The organism is Niveispirillum sp. (genome assembly GCF_017996735.1).
Taxonomy (GTDB): domain Bacteria; phylum Pseudomonadota; class Alphaproteobacteria; order Azospirillales; family Azospirillaceae; genus Niveispirillum.
This window is the reverse complement of record NZ_JAGOGJ010000015.1, coordinates 57988-82009: the sequence shown is the minus strand read 5'-3', so window position 1 is coordinate 82009 and position 24022 is coordinate 57988. Positions and strand designations below refer to the sequence as shown.

The 24022-nt window shown below is 63.3% G+C and carries 19 protein-coding genes and 1 pseudogene; 5 read left to right on the top strand and 15 right to left on the bottom strand.

Translation table 11 applies throughout. From position 1 onward, the window contains the following. Positions 1-119 precede the first annotated feature (119 nt). Positions 120-983 (top strand): annotated as a pseudogene (locus tag KBA48_RS07755) (IS3 family transposase); the annotation flags it as partial. Between the two features lie 109 nt (positions 984-1092). Here KBA48_RS07755 and KBA48_RS07750 read toward each other — a convergent pair. The 8 genes from KBA48_RS07750 to KBA48_RS07715 form a co-directional block, all read right to left on the bottom strand. Then, a complete protein-coding gene (locus tag KBA48_RS07750) occupies positions 1093-2088 on the bottom strand; it encodes a nitronate monooxygenase family protein (protein ID WP_292904898.1) in 996 nt (331 codons plus the stop codon). 37 nt (positions 2089-2125) lie between these two features. Next, the gene (locus tag KBA48_RS07745) at positions 2126-2953 is read right to left on the bottom strand and encodes an enoyl-CoA hydratase (RefSeq protein ID WP_292904896.1); all 828 of its coding nucleotides are present in this window, start codon (positions 2951-2953) and stop codon (positions 2126-2128) included. An 86-nt stretch (positions 2954-3039) separates the two neighbouring features. After that, entirely contained in the window at positions 3040-4212 is a 1173-nt protein-coding gene (locus KBA48_RS07740) for an acetyl-CoA C-acyltransferase (protein ID WP_292904894.1), read from the bottom strand. A 24-nt stretch (positions 4213-4236) separates the two neighbouring features. Next, on the bottom strand, positions 4237-4689 hold the full coding sequence (locus KBA48_RS07735; RefSeq protein WP_292904892.1) for a MaoC family dehydratase: 453 nt from the start codon (positions 4687-4689) through the stop codon (positions 4237-4239). Then, the gene (locus KBA48_RS07730) at positions 4686-6422 is read right to left on the bottom strand and encodes an acyl-CoA dehydrogenase (protein WP_292904890.1); all 1737 of its coding nucleotides are present in this window, start codon (positions 6420-6422) and stop codon (positions 4686-4688) included. The genes KBA48_RS07735 and KBA48_RS07730 overlap by 4 nt, the downstream gene beginning before the upstream one ends. Before the next feature lie 79 nt (positions 6423-6501). Continuing rightward, positions 6502-8535, bottom strand: a complete 2034-nt coding sequence (locus KBA48_RS07725) for a 3-hydroxyacyl-CoA dehydrogenase NAD-binding domain-containing protein (protein WP_292904888.1) — start codon at positions 8533-8535, stop codon at positions 6502-6504. 47 nt (positions 8536-8582) lie between these two features. Continuing rightward, positions 8583-9605, bottom strand: a complete 1023-nt coding sequence (locus KBA48_RS07720; RefSeq protein WP_292904886.1) for a phosphotransferase family protein — start codon at positions 9603-9605, stop codon at positions 8583-8585. Next, positions 9602-10837, bottom strand: coding sequence for an acyl-CoA dehydrogenase family protein (locus KBA48_RS07715; protein WP_367273820.1), 1236 nt, complete (start codon positions 10835-10837; stop codon positions 9602-9604). The genes KBA48_RS07720 and KBA48_RS07715 overlap by 4 nt, the downstream gene beginning before the upstream one ends. Positions 10838-11136: 299 nt before the next feature. Between KBA48_RS07715 and KBA48_RS07710 the strand changes: the two genes are divergently transcribed. After that, complete coding sequence (locus tag KBA48_RS07710) at positions 11137-12324, top strand: TetR/AcrR family transcriptional regulator (protein WP_292904882.1); 1188 nt, start codon at positions 11137-11139, stop codon at positions 12322-12324. Between the two features lie 54 nt (positions 12325-12378). Here the strand turns inward: KBA48_RS07710 and KBA48_RS07705 are convergent, their stop codons facing one another. From KBA48_RS07705 to KBA48_RS07695, 3 genes are all read right to left on the bottom strand, one after another. After that, complete coding sequence (locus tag KBA48_RS07705; RefSeq protein WP_292904880.1) at positions 12379-13161, bottom strand: SDR family NAD(P)-dependent oxidoreductase; 783 nt, start codon at positions 13159-13161, stop codon at positions 12379-12381. 144 nt (positions 13162-13305) lie between these two features. After that, entirely contained in the window at positions 13306-14019 is a 714-nt protein-coding gene (locus KBA48_RS07700) for a GntR family transcriptional regulator (protein WP_292904878.1), read from the bottom strand. 188 nt (positions 14020-14207) lie between these two features. Continuing rightward, entirely contained in the window at positions 14208-15089 is an 882-nt protein-coding gene (locus tag KBA48_RS07695) for a fumarylacetoacetate hydrolase family protein (RefSeq protein WP_292904876.1), read from the bottom strand. A 286-nt stretch (positions 15090-15375) separates the two neighbouring features. On the opposite strand from KBA48_RS07695, the gene KBA48_RS07690 reads away from it, so the two are divergent. Continuing rightward, complete coding sequence (locus tag KBA48_RS07690; RefSeq protein WP_292904874.1) at positions 15376-16305, top strand: VOC family protein; 930 nt, start codon at positions 15376-15378, stop codon at positions 16303-16305. Positions 16306-16403: 98 nt separating this feature from the next. Continuing rightward, a complete protein-coding gene (locus tag KBA48_RS07685) occupies positions 16404-17528 on the top strand; it encodes a zinc-binding dehydrogenase (protein ID WP_292904872.1) in 1125 nt (374 codons plus the stop codon). Between the two features lie 189 nt (positions 17529-17717). On the opposite strand, the gene KBA48_RS07680 is transcribed toward KBA48_RS07685, so the two are convergent. From KBA48_RS07680 to KBA48_RS07665, 4 genes are all read right to left on the bottom strand, one after another. Further along, positions 17718-18638, bottom strand: a complete 921-nt coding sequence (locus KBA48_RS07680) for a LysR family transcriptional regulator (RefSeq protein ID WP_292904870.1) — start codon at positions 18636-18638, stop codon at positions 17718-17720. 106 nt (positions 18639-18744) lie between these two features. After that, on the bottom strand, positions 18745-20256 hold the full coding sequence (locus KBA48_RS07675; RefSeq protein WP_292904868.1) for an NAD(P)/FAD-dependent oxidoreductase: 1512 nt from the start codon (positions 20254-20256) through the stop codon (positions 18745-18747). Between the two features lie 146 nt (positions 20257-20402). Further along, positions 20403-21341, bottom strand: a complete 939-nt coding sequence (locus tag KBA48_RS07670) for a hypothetical protein (protein WP_292904866.1) — start codon at positions 21339-21341, stop codon at positions 20403-20405. 57 nt (positions 21342-21398) lie between these two features. Further along, positions 21399-23066: an FAD-dependent monooxygenase gene (locus KBA48_RS07665; protein WP_292904864.1), complete on the bottom strand. Its 1668-nt coding sequence runs from the start codon at positions 23064-23066 to the stop codon at positions 21399-21401. 308 nt (positions 23067-23374) lie between these two features. On the opposite strand from KBA48_RS07665, the gene KBA48_RS07660 reads away from it, so the two are divergent. After that, entirely contained in the window at positions 23375-24022 is a 648-nt protein-coding gene (locus KBA48_RS07660; RefSeq protein WP_292904862.1) for a glutathione S-transferase family protein, read from the top strand.

The following is a 24022-nucleotide window of genomic DNA, read 5'->3' as shown; positions in this document are numbered from 1 at the left end:
CTCCATACGGGCCCGCGGCGTTAGAAGGCCGCATCACGAGGCCGGACACACGACCGCACCTGACCACACGCTTTGATGCGACCTGAAATTTGCTTGACACCGAGAGGGCGTCCACACACGAGCCGATCTGCAGGGTGCTGCCGATCGCCCCATCCACATACTACAATCATCTGGCCGGACGGTCCGATCCAGAAAAACTGTCGGACCGGGCGCGCCGGGATGCGGTGTTGCGACCGGAGATCCGCCGTGTCTACGAGGAGAACTGGCGGGTCTATGGTGTACGGAAGGTCTGGCGGCAACTGGGGCGCGAGGGGTTCGAAGTCGCCCGCTGCACGGTCGCTCGGCTGATGAAGGGCATGGGCATCCAGGGCATCATCCGTGGCAAGCCGCACAGGACGACGATCCCCGACAAGAAGCTCCCATGCCCGCTGGATAAGGTGAACCGGCAGTTCCGGGCACCCGCGCCCAACAGGCTGTGGGTGTCGGATTTCACCTATGTCGCCACCTGGAAAGGGTTCGTCTATGTGGCTTTTGTCATCGACGCCTATGCGCGCAAGATCGTGGGCTGGCGCGTCAGCACCTCGGCGCAGGCAGGGTTCGTGCTCGACGCCTTGGAGCAGGCCGTCCATGACCGCCGCCCCGCCAAGGCCATGGGCCTGGTTCACCATAGCGACCGTGGGTCTCAATATCTGTCCATCGGCTACACCGAGCGGCTCGCGGAAGCCGGCATCGAACCTTCGGTCGCCAGCGTCGGAGACAGTTACGATAATGCCCTGGCGGAAACGATCAACGGGCTGTTCAAGGCAGAGGTCATACACCGTCGCGGTCCCTGGCGCGGCGTCGAGGCCGTGGAATACGCCACCCTGGAATGGGTCGATTGGTTCAATAACCGACGCCTGCTCGAGCCAATCGGAAACATTCCGCCCGCAGAAGCCGAGGCCGACTTCTACGCAGCTCTGGTATCTAACGCCGTGGCCGCGTAACTATTGAATTCAAGCCTCCGCATCCACTCTTTTCTACTCAATAGCAGCTAAAACTACGATCATCCACGACCCGATACACGGTGGGACACAAACTACTCTGGATACTGTGCTAATCAAGACATTCCTCTGAAGCATTGAAGATGGGTTTGAGCCGAGTGCGAAGAATGTCGTTCGCCTGTGCCATGATGCGATCGATGAGGATGCGGATGGTCGGTATGTCCTGGATCAGACCCGCCACCATTCCGCAACTCCAAGCGCCGATGTCGGTCTCGCCATCCTTCATGACGCGGCGATAGACGCCTGCCACCTCGGCGGCGATATCCTCGAACTTGATGGCCTCGCCGAGGTACCTCTCCTTCTCGAGGATGCGATCCACAGCAGTATTCCTGAGGACGCGCTCGGTATTGTGCAAAGGACGCATAATCAGCCGGGTGTCGCGTTCGCTGGCGGCAACGATTGCCGCCTTGACGTTGGGATGGACGGGCGCCTCCTCGGTGGCGAGGAAGCGCGTCCCCATATTTATGCCGTCCGCTCCCAACGCCAGTGCCGCGACGAGAGATCGGCCATCCGCCATGCCGCCCGACGCTACGAATGGAATGCTGAGCTCGTCGGCGGCGCGTGGCAGCAGGATCATGTTTGGCACATCATCCTCGCCGGGATGACCGCCGCATTCGAAGCCGTCAATGCTGACGGCATCACACCCGATGGCTTCGGCGGTGCGGGCGTGGCGGACGGAGGTGCATTTATGGATAACCTTGATCCCCGCGGCCTTGAGCGTCGGGAGCCAGGCTTTCGGGTTGTTCCCGGCGGTTTCGACGATCCGCACCCCGCCATTGATTATAGCATCCACATAACCTGGATAGTCCGGCGGGTTGACTGACGGGAGGAAGGTCAGATTGACAGCGAAAGGCTTGCTGGTCATCGCCTGGCACCGGGCGATCTCAGCCGCCAGGGCGGCGGCGGAAGGCTGGGTGAGGGCTGTCAACGTGCCGAGGCCTCCGGCTTCAGAGACAGCGGCAGCCAGTTCGGCCAGGCCGACTTGGTGCATGCCGCCCTGAATGATGGGATGCCTGATGCCGAAGAGTTCGGTTATCCGCGTTCGCATGGTCTGAATTCCTAAGATTGTTGCGTGGGCTTGCCCATTATCCGCCGACGAAGACCGGCTCGCGCTTTGCTATGAACGCCGCTGCGGCTTCGCGATGGTCGGTTGTGGACATGCAATGCACGTGGTGTGTCGCTTCGATGTCGAGGCAATCGTCAACCTCGCCCGTCATCGCGCGATTGAGATTTTCCTTCATGTAGCGGTAGGCGACGCCAGGTCCCGATGCCAACTGTCTGGCGACATCGGACGCTTCGGTGGCCAGGGAGTTGGGGGCAGATACCCAGTTCGACAGGCCCAGGTCCAGGGCTCGCGGTGCCGATACCCGCTCAGACAGAAAATAGAGCTCGCGCGATCGGGCTGCGCCGATCAGCCGGGTCATGAAATAGGTGCCCCCGAAATCTCCAGACAGGCCGACCCGGCTGAATGCGGTCATGAGGACCGCATCCGTCGACATGATGCGCAGGTCACAGGCAAGCGCGAGGGCCAGGCCCGCGCCGGCCGCCGCCCCGTTGATGACAGCCAGCGTCGGCTTTGGCATATGGAAGAGCTTGCCGGCTGTCGCGTGCTGGATGAGGCGTTGACGATGGATATAATCGTCGGTGGCCGTACCGGGATGGGCGTCGCCCTGCTGTCCGGCCATGGCCTTCACGTCGCCGCCCGCGCAAAAGCCCTTTCCGGCTCCCGTCAGCACGACGCACCGGACATCCTTTGCGACCTCGGCGCCCGCCAACTGGCGGGAGAGCGCTTGGAGCATCTCCAGCGTCAGCGCGTTGCGGGCCTCCGGGCGGTTCATTGTCAGCGTCAAGACCCCGTCCGCCAAATCTGCCAGAAGCTGGGATGTTCCGGTTTCAACGTCATGAAACGCCATGGTGCGGCCTCCGGCCTGCAAGGGATTGTGCAAAGACGGCGTACCGCGTCGCGCCGCGTCTGTTCCGTCTCCAGGGGGTGGTTTCGCTAAAGCACCTCGAACAGGCCGGCCGCACCCATGCCGCCGCCTACACACATCGTCACGACGACATGCTTCGCGCCGCGTCTCTTTCCTTCGATCAGGGCGTGGCCGGTCATGCGGGCTCCTGACATCCCGTAGGGATGTCCGATCGAAATCGCCCCGCCGTTGACATTGAGCCGCTCATCCGGGATGCCGAGCACATCCTGGCAATACAGTACCTGCACGGCGAAAGCTTCGTTCAACTCCCACAAGCCGATATCGTCCATGTGCAAGCCGAACCGCTTCAGCAGTTTCGGGATGGCGAAAACCGGGCCGATGCCCATCTCATCAGGCTCTGTTCCCGCTACGGCCATGCCGACATAGCGCCCCAATGGCGTGAGGCCCCGCTGTGCGGCAAGCGCGCTCGTCATGATCACGCAGGCCGAAGCCCCATCGGAAAGCTGCGAGGCGTTGCCGGCGGTGATGACCCCGCCCTCAATGACCGGTTTCAGACCGGCCAGCCCCTCTGCACTGGTCTCCGGCCGGTTGCCCTCGTCCCTGGCAAGCGTCACCGGCCCGCGGGTGGTCTCGCCTGTCATCTTGTCGGTCACCGCCATCATGGTTGTGACGGGTACGATCTCGTCATCGAAGCTGCCGGCCCGCTGGGCCTTGGCCGTCAGTTGCTGGGACCGCAGGGCATAGGCGTCCTGACGCTCGCGCGGGATGCCGTAACGGCGGGCCACCGTCTCGGCCGTCTGCAGCATCGGCATGTAGATGTCGGGCACCATCCCGACAAGTTCGGGATCCGGGTCGACCCGGACAGCCGGTGTCTGCACCATGGAGATGGACTCCACGCCGCCGGCGACAACGACCTCCATGCGGTCAACCATCACCTGCTTGGCGGCGGTGGCGATGGTCATAAGGCCGGAAGAGCACTGACGGTCCATGGTCATGCCGGCGACTGCGACGGGGAGGCCGGCGCGCAGCGCCGCCGTGCGTCCCACCGTCTGCTGCACGCCCTGCGGCAGGGAGCAGCCCAGCAATACGTCTTCGATCTCGCCGGGATCGATGCCGGCACGCTCGACCGCGGCCCGGATGGCATGGGCGGCCAATGTCGGTGAAGGCGTGGCGTTGAAGGCGCCGCGATAGGCACGGCCGATCGGCGTCCGGGCGGTGGAAACGATGACGGCATCGCGCATGGGGAAACTCCTTTGAAGGGGCGATCACACGAAAAGCTGGTTCAGCCATGTCGCGACGAGCGCGGGCCTGTCGGCGCCCTCGATCTCGACAACGATGTTGCAGCGCTGCTGAAACTGGCCCGGGTGCTTCTCCTCGACCGCGAGCAAGGTGGAGGCGGCGCGGATACGATTTCCGGGACGTACCGGGTTGACGAACCGCACCCGGTCGAAGCCGTAATTGACACCCATGCGGATGCCCGGCACAGGCGTGGATACGGTTGTCTCTGCCATTCGCGACAGGAGCGATAATGTCAGGAAGCCGTGAGCGACGGTCCCGCCGAAGGGGGTTGCAGCGGCGCGCACGGGATCGACATGAATGAACTGATGATCGAATGTGGCCTCGGCGAAGCGGTCGATCATTGGCTGATCGACCGCCAGCCAGTCCGAACGACGCATGACGCCGATCTCTGCCTGCAATATCGCCAGAATGCCACTCATGCGAAAGCCTCGTCCGGCATGGAGCGGACGAGCGTGCTGTGCCGGGCGACGATCGAAAGCCAGCACCGGGCCTGCGGCAGCTCGCTTTCAAAGAAATAGCGGCAGGCATAGAGGAGGCTGGAACGAAAGGCGGTTTGCGCAAGCGCGGTAGCGGTCACCGCCTGGTCCAGCCACAGCCAGGCGATAACGCCATGACCGAAGGCGCGCAGGAACAATGTTGCGTCGTCGAACGCTTCCGGTCCTCGCCCGCTCAGACCTTCAATCACGCCTTCGACCTCTTGCCAGAAATCCAGGAGCGAGGATGCGAACACTGCCAGCCTGCTGTCCGTCTCGGCGCGCCGCGCCGTCACCACGATGCGCGCGCAGAGCAGGCTCAAGGCCCGTCCGTCGGAATGGAGGATCTTGCGACTGAGAAGGTCGAGCGCCTGAATGCCGGTCGTACCCTCGTGGATCGGGTTCAGGCGATTGTCGCGCCAGAGCTGCTCCACGTCGAAATCGCGCGTGTAGCCGTAACCGCCATGGACCTGGATGGCCAGATCATTGGCGATGACGCCGAATTCGGATGGCCAGCTCTTGGCGACCGGGGTGAGCAGGGCGAGCAGCGCTTCCGCGTCCCTGCCGCCCTGGTCGAGAAGGTGAGCGCAATAGAGGCAGATGGCCAAGGCACCTTCCGCATACACCCTTTGCTGCAGCAGCATCCGGCGCACATCGGGATGTTCGATGATGGCGACCGGCGCTCCGCCCTTAGTGCCGGCCGGACGGCCCTGGGACCGTTCCTGCGCGTATTGCAGTGACTGGCGGTAACCGCGATAGGCCAGGGATGCTGCTCCCATCCCAACCGAAATCCTGGCCTCGTTCATCATCATGAACATCTGCGGCAGGCCCTGGCCCGGCATGCCGACACGCCAACCGACGGCGCCTCCGCCTTCGCCGAAATTGAGCAGGCAGTTGGATGTACCCCGGTTTCCCAGCTTATGGTTCAGGCCGGCCACCGCGATGTCGTTGCGGGTGCCGTCGGGGAGCAGCTTGGGCACGATGAACAGCGAGATGCCCTTGGAGCCCACAGGCAGGCTTCCATCCTCTGCAACGATTTTCGCCAACACGAGGTGGACGATGTTCTCGCTGGCATTCTGGTCGCCACCCGATATCCACATCTTGTTTCCGGTGAGCCGATAGCGGGCACCAAGCTCATCCTCGCCGTCGGGCACCGCCTTGGTGCGGATGTCACCCAGGCTTGACCCGGCCTGGGGTTCGGACAGGCACATGGTGCCGAACCAGCGCCCCTCGATCTCCGGCAATGCGAACCGTTCGATCTGTGCAGGTGTGCCGAAGGTCGAGATCAGCCGTGCATTCGCCACGGTGAGCATCGTGTAGCCCGCGGTCGATACGTTGGCCGCGGCGAAGTTGGAGTGGATGGCGAGAGAGGCCGCGAAGGAAAGCCCGAGGCCGCCCAGTTCCTCTGAGAAACTCATGCCGAACAGGCCGAGTTCAGCATAGCGGGCGAGCGCCGTCCGGATGGCCGGCAGGATGCGCACGCCCTCCACGTCAAGGCTGGGCTCTTCGATGTCGCCCTGCCGATAGTGCGGCAGGAAGGCATCCACCGCCAGGCGTCTGGCGGTGTCGAGGATCGCCGACAAGGTTTCGCGTTCCTCGCCGCCGGCGATGTTCAGCCAGTCGAACAACTGGAAATCCAGCAGCTCCGGCGATGGCAGGATATCGGTCCGGGCGCTCATTGGTGCGCTCCGGCGTGCTTCGGCATGCGAAAGGTGAGACGGGGGATTTTCCAGGTCATTTCGATACCCTCGTAAATTGTCACTTGTCGAGCGGAGCTCCCTGGTCCGCGCAGCGCGCAAGCAGGGGCGAAACCGTGAAGTCCGGGCCGAGGCGGGCGCAATGGCGGACGAGATCGTCGACAATTTTCCCAAGCCCGACCTGATCGGCCCAGAACATCGGGCCGCCCCTGTGGCGCGGCCATCCATAGCCATGGTTCCAGACCACATCGATGTCTGATGCGCGCTGCGCGATATTTTCTTCGAGGATCTTCGCTCCTTCATTCACCATGGTGTAGAGGGTGCGCACGATGATCTCCTCGTCCGAGATGTCGCGCGGCGCGATGCCCGCCCGCGTGCGGAAATTCTCGATGATCCCGGTGACCGCGGACGAGGGCGTGGGCCTGCGCTTGTCGTCATAATCGTAATAGCCGGCCTTCGTCTTCTGTCCCCAGCGTCCTTGGGCGCACAGCGCATCCTGCAGGCTTTCGATCCGCTCTGGATCACGGTGCCAGCCGATATCGATACCCGCCAGGTCGGCCATCTGGAACGGACCCATCGGCATTCCGAAGCCGGTATGGACGCGGTCGATCTGCTCGGGCGTCGCCCCTTCGAGAAGCAGTGCTTCGGCGTTGACCTGTCGCGGAATCAGCATGCGGTTGCCGATGAAGCCGTAGCAGACGCCGGAGACGACCGGCACCTTGCCGATCCGGCGCGCGATATCCATGCCGGTGGCCAGCACGTCCGGTGCGGTCCGGGAGCCGCGCACGACTTCCAGCAGCTTCATCACATTGGCCGGCGAGAAGAAGTGCAGGCCGAGCACGTCCTGCGGCCGCGTGGTCGCGGCCGCGATCTCGTCGACCGACAGGAAAGACGTGTTGGAGGCGAGGATGGTCCCGGGCTTCGCCACCCCGTCCAGCCGTGCGAATATCTCCTTCTTGAGGTCCATATTCTCGTAGACGGCCTCGATCACCAGGTCGCAGTCCGCGAGCGCGGAGAAGTCGAGCGTCGGCGTAAGCAGGCTCATGGCCCTTTCGACCTGATCGGGTGTCAGCCGTCCCTTCGCCGCCGTCGCCTCGTAATTTTTCCTGACCACGCCCGTCCCGCGATCGAGCGCTTCCTGTGCCGTCTCGACGATGGTGACCGGAATGCCGGCGGACAGGAAATTCATCGCGATGCCGCCGCCCATCGTGCCGGCGCCGATCACGCCGACCCTGGCTATCGGACGGGGTCGGGTATCCCGGGGCATCCTTTCGATTTTGGCTGCCGCCCGCTCGGCAAAGAAGACATGGCGCAGGGCTTTCGACTGGTCTCCGGCCAGCAACCGGGCGAACAGGGCGCGTTCCTTCTCCTGGCCCTGGTCCAGCGGCAGGATGGTCGATGCCCGGACGGCCTCTATACAGGCGATGGGTGCCTCCAGATCCTTGATCTTGCGGGCATTGCCGGCCGCAAACCTCTCGAAGACGTCCGGGTCGGTCGCAACCCGGCGGTCGGCGGTGCGACGGGGCCCGTCAAGCGTGCGTGCATAGGCGATCGCTTCGTCGGCCAGTGTGGAATCCGCTGCGGCAAGCTGGTCCACCAGACCGGTATCCAGAGCCTTGCCTGCCAGTATCGGGTTGCCCGAAACGATCATGTCCAGGGCCGCCTCGGCACCGACCAGTCGAGGGAGGCGCTGTGTTCCACCGGCACCCGGCAATATCCCCAGCAGGACCTCAGGCAGGCCCAGCTTTGCCCCTGGCGTCGCGATGCGGTAGTGGCAGCCGAGCGCGACTTCGAGGCCACCGCCAAGCGCCGAGCCATGGATGGCGGCAAGGACAGGCTTGCTGCTCGCCTCGATCGCGTCGATGACCTCCGGCAGATTGGGTTCGATCGGCGGCTTGTCGAATTCCGTGATGTCCGCGCCTGCCGAGAACAGCCTGCCGCTTCCCCGGATAACGATCGCGTTCACGCGATCGTCGGCCTGTGCGTTGGCGATGGCCGTGGCCAGCCCGCTGCGGACGGTGCCGGCCAGCGCGTTGACCGGTGGGTTGTCGAGGACGATTTCGAGAATATCGCCATGCAGGCGGGTCTTGATCATGGGAGCCTCGTTTCTGGAATATGGTTTTGCCAAGATGCCCTCTCACCTCACCCCGAGGCCCCGGCGATCCGTGCCTGCATCCAGCCGGCCCGGGCAATGGGAAGCAGTCGCGCGACCGTCTCAGCCGCCTGCGGGCTTGACGCATTGCCGTCGATCACACGTTTTTTGATGCCCTGAATGATGCCCACCGCGCGGAACAGGTTGTAGGCGAAGTACCAATGCAGGTCGGGCAGTCCGCTGCGACCGGTCGCAGCGCAGTAGCGGGCCACTATCTCTTCCAGTGTCGGAACGCCCGTTCCGGCCAGATCGACGTCCGCCAGGCCGGCCCGCCCGTCGCGCGGCATCACCCAGCACATGGCGAGATAGGCGAAATCGGCGAGCGGATCGCCGATCGTTGCCAGTTCCCAATCCAGGACGGCCCGCACCTGTGGCCGGTCGGCGGCAAAGATCAGGTTGTCGATGCGGTAATCGCCATGGATGATCGAGGCGTCCGCCTGTTCGGGCAGGGTGGATGGCAGCCACTCGATCAGCTTCTCCACCTCCGGTATGTCCTCGGTCTGCGCCGCCCGGTACTGCTTCGTCCAGCGGTCGACCTGCCGCGCGACGTATTTGCCGGGGCGGCCGAAGTCGCCAAGACCGACCGTCCGGGGATCGATGGAGTGGAGGGCCGCCACCGTATCGATCATGGCCTCGTAACAGGCATGGCGGTCGGCCTTGGACAGTGCCGGAAGCGTGCCGTCCCAGAAGGTGCGGCCCTCGACCATCTCCATCAGGTAGAAGGCGGAGCCGATCACCGCTTGATCCTCGCACAATGCCACCGGCCGCGGGACGGGAAAGCCGGTGGGATGAAGGGCGGACATCAGACGGAACTCGCGCTCCACCGCATGCGCCGATGGCAGCAGGCGGCCGAAGGGCTTGCGACGCAGCACGTAGGTGCCACCCGCCGTGCCGATGCGATAGGTCGGGTTTGACTGTCCGCCCGCGAACTTGTCGACCGTTCGGAGCGCCGGGCCGCCGGGGATCGAACCGCGCATCCATCGGGCTAGCGCCTCTTCGTCCAGATCGCTCATCGGGCGGCCGCGCGGTGGCGGCCGAACTCGGCCCGCGCGATGGCGCGCGCATGGACCTCGTCCGGGCCGTCGGCGATCCGCAAGGTGCGGATGCTCGCCCAATCGGCGGCAAGCGCGAAGTCGTCTGATACGCCGCCACCGCCATGCGCCTGCACAGCGTCGTCGAGAATGCGCAGCGCCATCAGCGGCGCCTGCACCTTGATCATGGCGATCTCGTTGCGCGCCGCCTTGTTGCCGGAGCGATCCATCATGTCCGCGGCCTTGAGGCAGAGCAGTCGTGTCATCTCGATGTCGATGCGCGCCCGCGCGACCCGCTCCTCCCAGACCGAATGCTCGGCGATGCGTTTGCCGAAGGCGATGCGGGAGTTGAGCCGCTTTGTCATCGCCGCCAGGGCTTCCTCGGCTATGCCGATGGTGCGCATGCAATGGTGGATGCGACCGGGCCCGAGACGTCCCTGCGCGATCTCGAAGCCGCGCCCTTCGCCCAGCAGCAGGTTCCCGGCCGGAACCCGCACATTGGTCAGGGTGATCTCGGCATGGCCATGCGGCGCATGGTCATAGCCATAGACCGGCAGCATCCGCTCGATCTTCACGCCCGGTGATTTGAGGTCCACAAGGATCATCGCCTGCTGGCGGTGCGGCTCCGCCTCCGGGTCGGTCTTGCCCATCACGATGGCGATCCGGCAGCGCGGATCGCCGGCACCCGACGACCACCATTTTCGCCCGTTGATGACATACCCGTCGCCGTCGCGGCGGATCGAGGTTTGGATGTTGGTGGCATCGGACGAGGCGATGTCGGGTTCGGTCATCAGGAAGGCGGACCGGATCTCCCCTTCCATCAGGGGCTTCAGCCAGGTGTCCTTTTGGGCGCGTGTTCCGTACCGGTGCAGCACTTCCATGTTGCCGGTGTCCGGCGCCGAGCAGTTGAAGACCTCGGAGGCCCATTGAAGGCGGCCCATCTCCTCCGCACACAAGGCATATTCGAGGTTGGTCAGGCGCTCGCCGCTGAAGACGAAGCCGTCATCCGCCTCGCCATGCTCTCCCGCAGGCGGCATGAACAGGTTCCAAAGGCCGGCCGCCTTTGCCTTTGCCTTCAGCATCTCGATGGTCTGAAGCGGCGCCCAGCGCTCGCCGTTGGCCAGTTCCTGTGCGATCTCCGCGGCCTTCGGGCGGACTTCCATCATCATAAAGTCTCTTACCCGGTTCCGGAAATGGCACTCACGATCTGTCAGGGAGAAATCCACCGCTTTGCTCCTCTCTCTGGCCTTCTCTGGCGGGAGGTCGATACTGAGATTTCGATTTCCAACCAAAGCTAAAAAATATTTTTTTTGATGTCCAGGAAAACTTGGAGATTTTTAGAAGTTCGCGAGATTCACATGTGAACGAACTTTCGAATTGGCCGTCGGATCGGTACGCGCCTGATATCTGCCTGTTGACAGCCAGCCGGGCTTCAACGACAAGTCCAAAGATGAACGCCAGCGGGAACCAATCCGAAGCATCCCTTCAGGTCATCGCCTCGGCGGGAGCCTCCGTGCGCTTTGAACGCCAGAAACAGCGGATTCTGGATGCGGCGACATTTTCGCTCAACCAGAAGGGCGTCTGGGGAATGACCCTGCAGGAGGTGGCCGGCGCGCTGGATCTCGGCACGTCGAGCGTCACCTATTATTTCAAGCGGCGCGAACATCTGGCGGCGGCCGTGTTCGAGGACAGCCTTCTGCGGCTCGCGGAGATTGTCCGGCGCGCCGGGGAAGAACCCACCCAGCGCAAGCGCGTCGCCCGCTATGTTGAACTTTATTTCGACCAGTTCGCGCGGGCGCTTCGGGGCGAAAGCCGGCCGTTCGCCATTCTTTCCGAAATCCGGGCGATGGAAGAGGCGACCCGGTCGACGCTTGTCGCACAATACCAAACCGTCTTCCGGGCCGTGCGGGCATTTTTCGGACCGTCGGAAACGCCGGAGCGCAAGCGCCTGCTGACGGCGCGCGCCCATATCCTCAACGAGGCGCTTTTCTGGTCCGAGATCTGGTTGCGACGTTTCGCCATCGGGGATCTCCCGAACGTGCGGGAGCGCCTGCTGGCCGTGCTGGATGGCGGTCTGGTCACATCCGGTACGCCATGGAGGGCCGCGCCCATCCATGCCGGCCCGGTGCCGGAGGAGGACGAACGACAGGCCTATCTGCGGGTGGCGACCCGCCTTATCAATGATTTTGGCTACAAGGGGACGTCGGTCGAACGGATCGCCGGGGAACTCAAACGCGCGAAAACCAGCCTTTATCGACATATCGAGGGCAAGGACGAGTTGGTGGCGGCGTGCTCACGGGAGAGCTTTCATCGGTTGGCAGCCCTCCGGCGTCTGGCCGAAACCGATCGGACATCTGCTTGGGACCGGATTGCGACAATCCTGAGTTCCGTCTTGGCCCTGCAGTTTTCCGGCGATTATCCGCTGCTGCGGTCGTCGGCACTCCAGGCCATGCCGGCGCCGGTCCGGCACGATGCTGTCGAGCGGTCCGAACGGACCGCTCTCGGCCTGATGGGTCTTCTCGTCGAAGCGATGCAAGATGGAAGCATGCGGGTGGTCGATCCATTCATCGCCAGCCATTTCATCATGTCTTCGCTGGATGCATCCTATGACCTTAAGGGTTGGCGAACCGGGCAGCCGCTGACAGTGTCGATAGACACCTACATGAATGTCCTCGCCACGGGAATCTTCGATCCGGAGTAGTATTGTCCGCGCACCGTGGTCGAAGAAGGGCCAGCGCCGCCCTGCTCGCCATTATCAGACACTGAGACTGGCGTAGGTGACGCCGCCATCGACCGCGACCGTAATGCCAACGGCGTAATCGCCGGCACGGGAGGCCAGGTAGATCGCGGCTCCCTGCATATCCTCGTCCCGGCCGATACGTCTGGCCGGAATCCGGCTTGCCAGTTCGCTGCCATGGTCGCGCGCATCGATATTCATCTCGGAGACGAAAGCGCCGGGGGCGATCCCGGTCACGCAGATATTGTCCTGGATCAACCTGGCCGCCATCCGCCGTGTCAGATGGACCAGCCCGGCCTTGCTCGCGTGGTAGGAGTAGGTCTCCTGCGGGTTCGGCCGAAGGCCGTCGATGGAGGCGATGTTGATCACTTTTGCCGGACGTTCGGCACTTGCGGCGGATTTCAGGAGACCGTGAAGCGCCTGGGTAAGGAAGAATGGTGATTTCAGGTTCAGGTCGACGACCTTGTCCCAGCCCTTCTCCGGGAAAGCCCCGAACTCGGCAAGCCAGGCTGCACCCGCGTTGTTGACCAGGATGTCGAGCTTGGGCTCGCGCCGTGCGAGTTCATCCGCCAGAGCTTCGGAACCCTCAATGGTCGAAATATCCTGGGGAAGGGAGATGCATGTGCGGCCATCGGCGGAAAGGGCGGCCGCCGTCGCGTTGCAGGCGTCGGCCTTGCGGGAGGAAATATAGACCTTGGCGCCGCGTTCGATAAAGCCCGCCGCGATCATCCTGCCAATGCCGCGCGAGCCGCCCGTCACAAGCGCAGTGCGCCCCTCCAGCGAGAAAAGTCGATCTGTCATGATATCCTCTCTTCAAAATGACATGGCTGATCCCGCAGCACTTGACGTGCGGCGGGACTGTTCATCAGCGATCGCGGGATGGGTTGCCGTCGCCACGACTGTCACAGGCCATCAGGAAGAAATCAATATTTTTTATGAAAAAAATTATTTTTTATGTTTTGCCGGTTCTTTCCGGCCAAAATTGGCGATGATTAGCTCCGTCGTTTTACGGAGGTGATGAACAGTAGCGCGGACGAGAGAATCGGCATCGCGCGTGAGCGCATACTGCATGATCTCCTGATGCTCTACAGTGACATCACGATCCGTCTCCAGGTGGAACAATAGCCCCCGGTAGCGTTCGGACTGTTCATATAGTTGACCATGAAGTGAGAACAGGCGGCGATTGCCACAGGCACTTACCAGTGCTGAATGGAACTGAGCATGATTTTGCGCCCACTTCCGTCGCGGGTCTTCGCCATCTGCGACGATGGGCTTGTTCCTAAGTTTATATTCAGCAGCAAGGATGCCAGCCTCCCAATTCACGTCGCCACGCTCGACCGAGCGTCGAAGCGCTAATGCCTCGATCTCACATCTGAGGTCGGTCAGATCGATAAGGTCCGCAGGCGACAGAGGGGCCACCAGGAAGCCACGCTGATCGCGTGATACGACAAGTTCCTCGGGCACTAGCCTGGAAAGCGCTTCGCGGACCGCGCCGGGGCTGACCCCCAGTTCCTCCGCCAGATCCTGGATTTTGAGCTTCTTGTCAGGTGTGTGCCGCCCGAGCAAGATGTCGGTTCGGATGATCTCATATGCCATTGAGGTCTGATTGCGGGGACCGTCGATCTCGGCGACTGAATCATCTTTAACGCGCAGCATCATCGTTTTCCGGCAGGAACATATTTTATTGGGCCTACGTTGCACGATGATGCGTCCGCTGCCAAGGGGGCATACCGCGACGGGCATTTTCCCGCCAGGTACGCCCGGCAACAGGTCGAGAAGGCGACGAACGCCGGCTGCCGGATGGCCGGCGATGACGGTCGCCCGGCGGCCGGTGTGGATTTCAGCCGCTACCGAGCCGCAATCCGGGCGGCTTCGGAGCCGGCGATGCGGTTCTCAATGATGCCGATACAATCAACCTCGCACCGCACGACATCGCCCGCCTGAAGGAAGCGGGGCGGGGTCATCGCCACGCCGACGCCATTTGGCGTTCCGGTCGCCAGCAGGTCGCCCGGATTGAGCGTAAATGCCGTCGACAGATAGGCGATCTGTTCCCAGACGTTATAAACCAGCTCGGACGTGTTACTGTCCTGGCGGAGTTCTCCATTGACGTAGCAGCGAAGCCCCAGCCCGTGTGGGTCGGGTATTTCGTCGGCGGTGACGATCCAGGGGCCGATCGGTCCATGTGTGTCGAACGACTTGCCGACCGTGAAGGTGGGGGCATGCGCCTGCCAGTCGCGCGCCGATACATCGTTGCAGACAAGATAGCCGAACACATGGTTCCTTGCGTCCTCGACGCTGACATGCTTGGCCGTCTTCCCGATCACCAGCCCGAGTTCGACCTCATAGTCGACCGCCTGGCTGACGCCCGTATCGACATCGTCATAGGGCCCCGTGATGCAACTGGTCTGCTTGTTGAACCAGAACTGGTTGGTGGGGACGGGCGCCCCGAGACGCTTGGCCTCCTCAATGTGCCTGCGGTAATTCATGCCGATCGCAAGGAATTTTTCCGGGCGCTCGATCGGGGCCAGTAGCCGGGCCTCATTCAGGGGAACGGTGGCGACGCCGGACGCGGCCACGCTGCGGATGGCATCAAGTGCTTCCTCCCCGGCGGCAATGACGGACAACATGGTCGGAAAGCGGGATGCCAGGCTGTCGAGTGGAACGATCGCATCGCCCCTCAGAACCCCCAGCCGCGGCGTCCCCATGTTATCGAACCGAACCAGTCGCATTTCCTGCTCCTTCTGATGATTGACGGCCTCTGCCGGTCGTAGCGACCTTCGGAGCATCTAGCCTGAAAAAAACTATTTGACTACGAAAAAAATAAATTTATCTGTTACATGGATTAAACGTGAAAATGACCATGATCTGTCGGGGAGCCCGGAAGGGGGAGGGACCCATGCTGGTCGACTGATGAAACGATGCAGCCGCCGGCAAGACGCGCACTGTGTTGGCGTCTCTCCCTCGCCCATATCCGGACCGGTTGCGGCCAGACACGTTCGGAATCCAGAGGTGACGATGAGCATCATCAAAGTGGAAGATCTCGCCTTCGTTCGGTTTCAGGTACCGGACCTGGCGGAGATGCGGAAGTTCCTGGAGGATTTCGGCCTGAATTGCGCCGAGCGTGAAGGCAGGATCTACGCGCGTGGCACGGACGGGGCGCCGTTCCTGCATGTCTCGCAAAAAGGCGAGAGCCGCTTCATTGGGCTGGGTTTTCGCGCCCGGTCACGCGCCGATCTCGATCTCCTGGCCAGGCATGAGGGCGTGCCGGTACAGCCGGCCGACACGCCGGGCGGTGGTTATCTTATCCGCCTCACGGATCCGGACGGTCACCTTGTCGACGTTCTGGCGGAACAGTCCTTCAATCCCGCAGAGCCGTTGGCACCGCAGGCCCCGTTCAATTCGCTGGGCGAACGGAGGCGTCTCAGCGTACCGGTTCGCATTGATCCAGCCCCCTCCCATGTGCGTCGGCTTGGGCATGCGATGATCATGGTCGGTGATTATGCCATGTCGTCAGCCTGGTACAGGGAGCGGCTGGGACTGATCCCTTCGGATCAGGTGGAGGTAGAGCCGAATGTGCCGATCGGCGCATTCATGCGCATGGATAAGGGCGACATTCCGACCGACCATCATACCCTGGCGATGGTCGCTTCGCCGGGTCGGCCCGGGTTCGGGCATGCCGCGTTCGAAGTGGACGGGTTCGATGACCTGATGAAGGGCCACTCCTATCTGAAGGAGCGCAATCGCGAGCATGCCTGGGGTGTCGGCCGGCACAAACTGGGGAGCCAGATATTCGATTACTGGCGCGATCCATGGGGCAATGAACTCGAACATTGGACGGACGGGGATGTGTACACCGCCGCTGATCCGATGGGCGTCGGCACGATCGATGACCTCCTGGGCACGCTCTGGGGCCCCAGGCACCCGGCGCTGACAGGGGGGCATTGACCCCGACCAAGGTTGTGCCGCGACGGGAATCCCGGCGTCGGCGGGGCGCCCGATTACGCAAGACATACACATCACATTGTTCTCAAGCGGAGACGGTCATGGCTTTCACAGGACGCGAACTGCGTTCCACAGTTACCGGAGATGGCAAACTCACCCTCTCCCTGGAGGACGTCGAGATCACGGACCCCGCTGATGACGAGATCATCGTCCGCATCGAAGCGGCCCCCATCAATCCGAGTGATCTTGGACTGCTGATCGGTCCGGCCGACTTGTCTACGCTCCGGCAGGTCGAAGGCATGAGGCCTGGCCTGACCTTCGCCGTCCCGCCCGCCCGGCTGAAGGCGCTGGCGGGAAGGTTGGACCAATCGCTGCCGGTCGGGAACGAGGGGGCAGGCACGGTGGTCGCTGCCGGCAGAAATGCCGAGGCTCTGATAGGCCAGCGCGTCGGCATGTTTGCCGGCGGAATGTATGCTGACTACCGTAAGGTCCCGGCACAGAACGCCACGCCCCTGCCAGGTGGGGCGACGGCCGCACAGGGTGCCTCAATGTTTGTGAACCCGCTGACGGCGCTCGGGTTCGTGGAGACGGCGCGCAGGGAAGGCCATAAGGCGATCATTCATACCGCCGGTGCCTCGAACCTCGGCCAGATGGTGCAAAGGATTTGCCTGGCAGACGGCATTGCGCTCATCAACATCGTCAGGTCGCCGGCGCAGGTGGACCTCCTGCGGGGAGTTGGCGCGAAGATCGTTCTCAACAGCAAGGACGAGGATTTCCACGAACAGCTTGTTTCGGCGATAGCGGAAACGGGCGCCACCATTGCCTTCGATCCGATCGGCGGGGGAACCCTGGGCAGCGATGTCCTACAGGCCATGGAGGAAGCCGCCGTCCGCCGCATGTCGGACTATAGCCGCTACGGCTCCGACACGTTCAAGCAGTTGTACATCTATGGCACGCTTGATTTCGGCCCGACCATTCTGAACCGGCGACCGATCGGTTATCAATGGAGTGTTTCCGGGTGGCTTCTGACCCCCTTCCTTAAGAAGGCGGGATTGCAGGTGGAGCAACGGCTGCGTCAACGGGTCATCGATGAACTGACCACCACCTTTGCCAGCACCTACACAAAGGTGATCGGGCTTGCCGAAGCGCTGCAGCCGGACATCTTGCGTGCCTATGAGCGCAAGGCGACGGGTGAGAAGTTCCTGATCGATCCGACACGGGGCTGAACAGGCAGTAGCGGGGGCGGTTCCACTTTGGTACGGCGGCGACCGCCGCCGCGCCGCTCGTCCAGCGCGCCCAAGCCAACGGATGTTGGCGCCGGCGATTTAGGGCAGTGATCAGAACCAGCAGGTTCTGGTCACTGCAAAACCGCATAACCAGCCGTTAATGCCTTGTCCCGAGGACCGTGACGGCGTTCAGCCGTCGTCGCGCGTGCGCTGGTCGAGGTGCCGACCCGCGCAGCGTCCCGCCAGATCATTCCAATATTCCGCCGCAGGGGTGAGCGGCATCGCAGCTCGGCGGACGGCACAGATCGGCGGGGCATTCGCGATGTTGCGGATGGGCAGCCGCGCAAGCACGCCGGACTCGTCGAGAAAGTCGAGCCACTGCGCCGACAGCGGTGCCAGCAGGTCGGAGGACTTGACGATCGAGATTAGGCTCATGCCGGATCCCGCCTCCATGGCGATATGCGGCGGGGGCAGCCCGGCCGCTTCGAAAATAGAAAGGACTTCGCCATCTGAGTACATCGTCATGTGCGAGGTCACCCACGATTCATGGGCAAGCTCATGGAGCGATGTCGCCGCACGCAAGGGATGCCCGGGCCGTGCGACGACGATCCTCGGATTGTCGAACAATTGGTCAACGACAAGCGAGGAGTCCGTGAAATCCTGGGGGACGGGCCCATAATACATATCGACCAGGCCGTCGCGCATGTCCGCTTCGATGGCCGGCATGGAGCTTTCCAGCACTTTTACCCGCACCTTTGGGAATCGCTTGCGGAACGGGCGCAGGATCCTGGGCAGCATGACGACCAGACCGGCGGTAGAGAAGGCGACGGTCAGTTTGCCGAGGTCGTCGCCCTTGAATTGCGCGATCTCGTCCAACCCGCGCTGCAGGTCAGCTTGGACGCTCCGCGCCCGACGAAGGAAGACTTCTCCAGCGGGTGTCGGCGCCATTCCAAATTTGTTGCGCTCGAAAAGGACGACGCCCAGTTCCTGTTCCAGTTCCCGGATACTGCGCGACATGGCGGGCTGCGCCAGACCGAGATGCTTGGCGGCCGCCCGCAGGCTTCCTCGCTCGACGATGGCCACCACGTTTCGGAGATGGCTCAGCTTCATCAACCTCTCCAGACGCCCGTCTTCCATTGGACGGGAACCATACCGACCCTATGCCGGGTTGGCAACACCCGATGCCATATGATTATGTCCTCCCAATGGGGCTGTCTCAAGACATCGCGCCGACATCAGCCAGGACTGTGCGGGCGGCGTTCCGGCCACAGGCACCGTGCACGCCGCCACCGGGATAGACCCCCGGACCGGCGAGGTAGAGTCCCTGGACGCTGGTCCGATATTGGTCCGGTCCCATCCGCACCAGCATGCGCCGCTCGAATGGAGATGAAAAGTCGCTCGACATTGCCAGCGGCGGTGCGGGGCTGTCGGCCCGAGCCTGGTTCCATACGCCCCAGAAGGCGTCGGGGAACGCAGATTCGACCATGCGCCAACTGTCTTGATCAAGACAGTTCAATGCAGGAAAACGGCTATCCACGCCGGCCACATGCCGGCCGAAGGGTGCTTGCGTCGGGTCCCAGAGGCTGTGCAAGCGCACCACGCCAGCGGGTTTCGGCAACAATCCAGCCCGAATATCTGCCTCATTCGCCAGGACATCGGCCGGCGTCTCGTGACCGATGATTGTCTTGAGACAGGCATCGATCTGCGGATCGTGGCGGGCGGATTTGTAATGGGGTGCCTGCGTCAGGCAGAAATGCGAACCGGCAATCGACCCGGGGCGTTGTCGGCGGAAGGCGGCCAACTCATCCTGCTCAGAGGGTGAGATGGCTGTCGCCGCCACCATGTCGTCGAAGGTGTTCAGCAAGGGGGCGGCGGCCACGACGCCGATTGCCGCGCGGATGGTCTCGCCGGTCCTGGTCTCGACGCCGACGGCCCGCCCGTTCTCCAGGATGACGCGCGCGACACCCGTCGAGCAGGTGATCATGACCCCGGCTGCGCGCGCGGCGTCACCCAGTGCCGTCGCATAGGCACCCATGCCGCCAACCGGAACGCGCCACCGGCCGGCGATCCAGAGTGAATAGCCGAGAAAGGCGATGTCGCCGCCGCGCTCTTCGAGCGCCAGTCCCGTCTCGGTGGCAAGGTGATAGAGAAGGACGCGTACTGCCGGCGCCTCGAACAGCCGGTCGATCAGCATCCGGGCGCTGCCTTCTCCCAGAGAACGCGTATCGACGTGACCTTTGAACAGGCTGCGCACTGCATCGGCCTGTTCCACGAACCATTTGCGATCCGGCGCCATATAAAGGCCCCGGCCGATCAGCGCGCCGAGGCGGGCCGAGCGGAGCTTCAATTCGGCATAGGTGGCCGCATCTTTTCGTGAATGGACACCGAGGCTCCTGCGGGTCCGGGCAAGAAGGTCGGGTCGGTGCAGGATGGCCGGGGGCCGGCCATCGGCGAATGCCACGCCCAGTTGCGCTTCCGGATGATGCAGCCCCACCTTCAGTGCCGCCGGGCTGATCCGTTCGGGCATGAGGTCGGCGAACAGGAAAGCGTTGGCGTGCGGGCTGTGGCGGAACCCGGGCAGAAGCGGTTCCCTGGTCGTTGCACATCCCCCGACACTCGCACCGGCTTCCACCACCCGGACGGAAAGGCCGGCCCGCGCAAGATCGAGCGCGGCGCAGAGGCCGTTATGCCCGGCCCCGATGACGACGATATCATATTGCTCTGGCATCCGCCTCTCAACCCGGTGCTCGATCCTATGGTCTGAAACAGGCCGGCGTGGACCGCTTTGCCCCGGCTGTCGGCTGACCCGGCATTGATACAAGCCGCCGGGCAGGGTTTCCAGGGTAACTTTCCCACCCGCGGCCGGCCGGGCCGTTATCCATAAAGCTCGGCATGTTCTGTGGCATAGGGTGCATAGGTCTCCTTGATCGAGGCGATGTTGAGCAGCATCCGGGCAATGGGTTGCATCGTCCCCGCACGGTACAGTGTCGAGCTTATCCAGACACTCTCGGTACGCCGGCTGCCTGACAGGAACACGATCTCCCGCTCGATGTCGTAATCCTCGCCGACATGGATGGGCCCGTCGATCAGGCGGATCTCCTGATCGGCGAACAGCCCGACAACCGGTCCGCGGGCGCGATAGCCATCTTCGCGTGCCGTATATTGCATGAGGACACTGATCATCTCCATCGGCACGACGGGCTTGCCGAAAGCATGGGCTGAACCGTCGTAAAGCAGCGACGGTTCGGTGATGCGTGCCAGCTTTTCCGCCAGCGTGAACGGGTAGAGCGCCCCCATATGCTGGTCGAAATCCATGCGGACGCGGCGGCGCGGCGTGCGCTGGCCGATTTTGACGTCCGCGAGGATCACGGGATCGGCGAGCGGCGGGAGCCCGGTCAGGCGACGATCCAGCGCAGAGGCCGGAAAGTCCGGTCCCACCGACGCGGTGCCGCGCAGAATCTCAGTCCCGTCGTCGCGCATCATCCAGATTTCGGTGATGACGGCGTCCCCCTGCGGCCGGCGCAGATAGGCCCGCACCTGTTCGCCCTCGAAGACGGGCGCGCGGTAGTGGACCGACAGGCAGCCGTGAGACAGCCAGCGCTCTCCCCAGATGGCAAATGCCAGCGGCACGAACTGGCTGAAATGTGTCGGCCCTTCGATTGTACCGCCCTTGAAGCCGATCGCCTGCGCGGTGGCATCGTCATGGATCGAGGCGTGGCCGCCATCGTCCTGCACTGCCAGCATCTGCCGCGGGCTTCGCGCCGGACCGACCAGCACGCCGCCTTCCTCCTCGATGGATGTGGTGAAATACATCTGCTCCCCCTTCCGCCGCCGGGGCGGTGCGCCGGCGGTAATGTTCGGTTCCGCCGTTCAATCGGCGCTGTTGAGTTGGCCCGTGGCGCGCATCAGGATCCGGGGCCCTTCCCAAAGGTTCCCGCGCCAGGCGACGTGCTGGTCGGGGCGGATCAGGGCAAGCCGCTGTTCGTACAGCGCGGCGATTTTCCCGTCATCGATCCGCACGGTCGTTAGCGGGATACCCGACGAGGCCGCATCCGCTTCGGCACGCTGGCATTCCAGGTCGGGGCCATGGCCGAAGCTCAGCAGGGTGAAGCCCGGGCCGAACAGATCGTACAGCGACCGCCCGTCCGACAGCCAGCCGTGCGGAGCCCGGGCGCCTGGCCGGGCGGTCGGCTCATAGTCGCGCATCGAAGGGTCGTCGGGCCGTCCGCCCGGCTCGCTGGCGGTAATCGGGGAAGCGTCGTAGCTGCATCCCAGCATGACACCGAGGCTGCGGAATTCCTGCAAACGCCCGTCGGCCAGCCTGGCCCCGACTTCCGCCCGGACCGCTGCGCCTTCCTGTGAATCCTCTTCGATCGCCGGCGGGATCGCCAGATGAAGCGACACCGTGGAAAAATTGGACAGGGCGGCGTCGATCACCCGACGGTGGACGGGCCTGCGCTCCTGTTCATAGGAGCCCAGCAGGTATTTGCCGCCCCAGTTCCGCAGGACCGCCGCCATCTTCCATCCAAGATCGACCGCGTCCGAGATGCCCATGTTCATCCCATAGCCGCCAGTGGGAGGATGCAGATGGCAGGCATCGCCGATCAGGAAGATGCGGCGGTCGCTATATTTGTCGGCGATGAATTCGCTGGCGGCCCATTCATCGGCGCTCAGAACCTCGTAGGGAACGTCGATGCCCGTCGCGCGCCGGATGAGGTCGGCGGCGGTTGCAAGGTCGATCCGGTCGAGGCCGGGAATCTTGCCCGGCATGAAATACCAGAGGTCATCCTTGTCCATGGGCCCGATCATGCCCGGCACGTCCGGATTCGTCTGCCAGTACATGATGCCGGGTCCGTGAGCGTGCATCGCCGCCAGGCCCGGAGCCCGGAAAACGATATTGTACGCGTGCGCAAGGCCGTACCGGCCTTGCATCTGCGCCCCGATCAGATCACGGATCGCCGAGCGGGCTCCGTCGGCACCGACCAGATAATGACACTCGATATCGATCCGGCTGGCCGCCCTGATATCGCGGATATGGCAGGTCACGCCCGTCTCATCCTGCCCGGCGGAGACGAACTCATGTTCGAACAGGATGTCGACCGTCGCCAGGGAGCCTGCATGCGTGCGCAGGACTTCTTCAACCCGGTATTGCGGTATCCACTGCGAATGTTCGGCATAAAGCTCATTGCGTCCGGGCGCGCAGTTGAACGCGTCCCTGATGATGGCAAGGCTATAGCCCGACAGGCGCGTGACGAAATGGACATCCGACGGATAGTCCAGCCCGAAGGGTGCGGCCGTGGCCAGGTCGTTGGCGATGCCCCAGCGCCGGAAATGCTCGCGTGTGCGGGTATGCGTCGTCTTCGCGCGGGGTGCATAGCCGACGCGGTCGTTCCGTTCCACGACGATGCAATCGATCCCCCGGCTTCCCAGTTCGATCGCCAGTGCCAGGCCCGCCGGCCCCGCTCCGCAGATGAGAACTTCGGTTTGTCGCGCTGCCACGGTGTTCCCCCGCATTCTGTTTGGATTGGTTGCTGTCATTCGCCAGAGGCGGCGCGGCCGCTGGCGCAGGCGAAATCTAGTCGCCCGAAAGCAGGGCCACGGAATGGCAAAAAAGCGAGATCGATACCGGGAGATTATCGCGTCGCCGGCTGGTAGATGCCGAAACGATATCGTTTGCGCGGTCCTGTTATCTTTGAGAGGCGCTGCGCAGCGGCTAGCATCCTGCTCACACAGCATAAGTGTGCAGTCCCCGTCAGCGTCCACACCTTAGACGCAACGGGTCAGGTTCTGCTTGAGCACACAATACGGGCAGGCCATCAGGCCATGTCCAACGTGGGGAAACCGTGATGATTACCCTTTATGCCTGCAACTTCCATGGCGCCTTCGCGCATGGCACTGTCCGCGACATTCGTGCGCGCTGGGCGCTTGAGGAGGCAGGCCTGGCCTATGAGACGCGGATGGTCGGACGGGAGGGTCTGTCCACACCCGAATACCGGGCCATCCACCCCTTCGGCAAGATCCCCGCGATCGTTGAGGAGGACGGGCTTGCCATATTCGAGTCCGCCGCGATCGTGCTTCATCTGGGCGAGCGCAGCGAAGTGCTGCTTCCCCATGACCGGGGCGATAGGGCGCGGACCACGGCATGGATATGCGCGGCGGCCACGACGCTGGAATGGGCGGTCAGCACATTGGGCCGCATCGACTTCTTTCCCATTGATCGCGATGCAGACGCGACAATCCGGCCCACGGTCGTGCGGGTCGTGCAGACGCGTCTGGCGGCGCTGACCGAAGCGCTGGGCGACAGAGACTATCTGGAAGGGCGCTTCACCGGTGCTGACATCATGATGCGCTGCGTGCTCGATATGTTGAGCCATACCGACCTGGTCGCACCGTACCCGACCCTCACCGCCTACATGGATCGCTGCGCTGCGCGGCCCGCCTTCCAACGGGCCATGCGCGATCATCTTGCCGCCTATGACAAGGAGCTTGCGTAA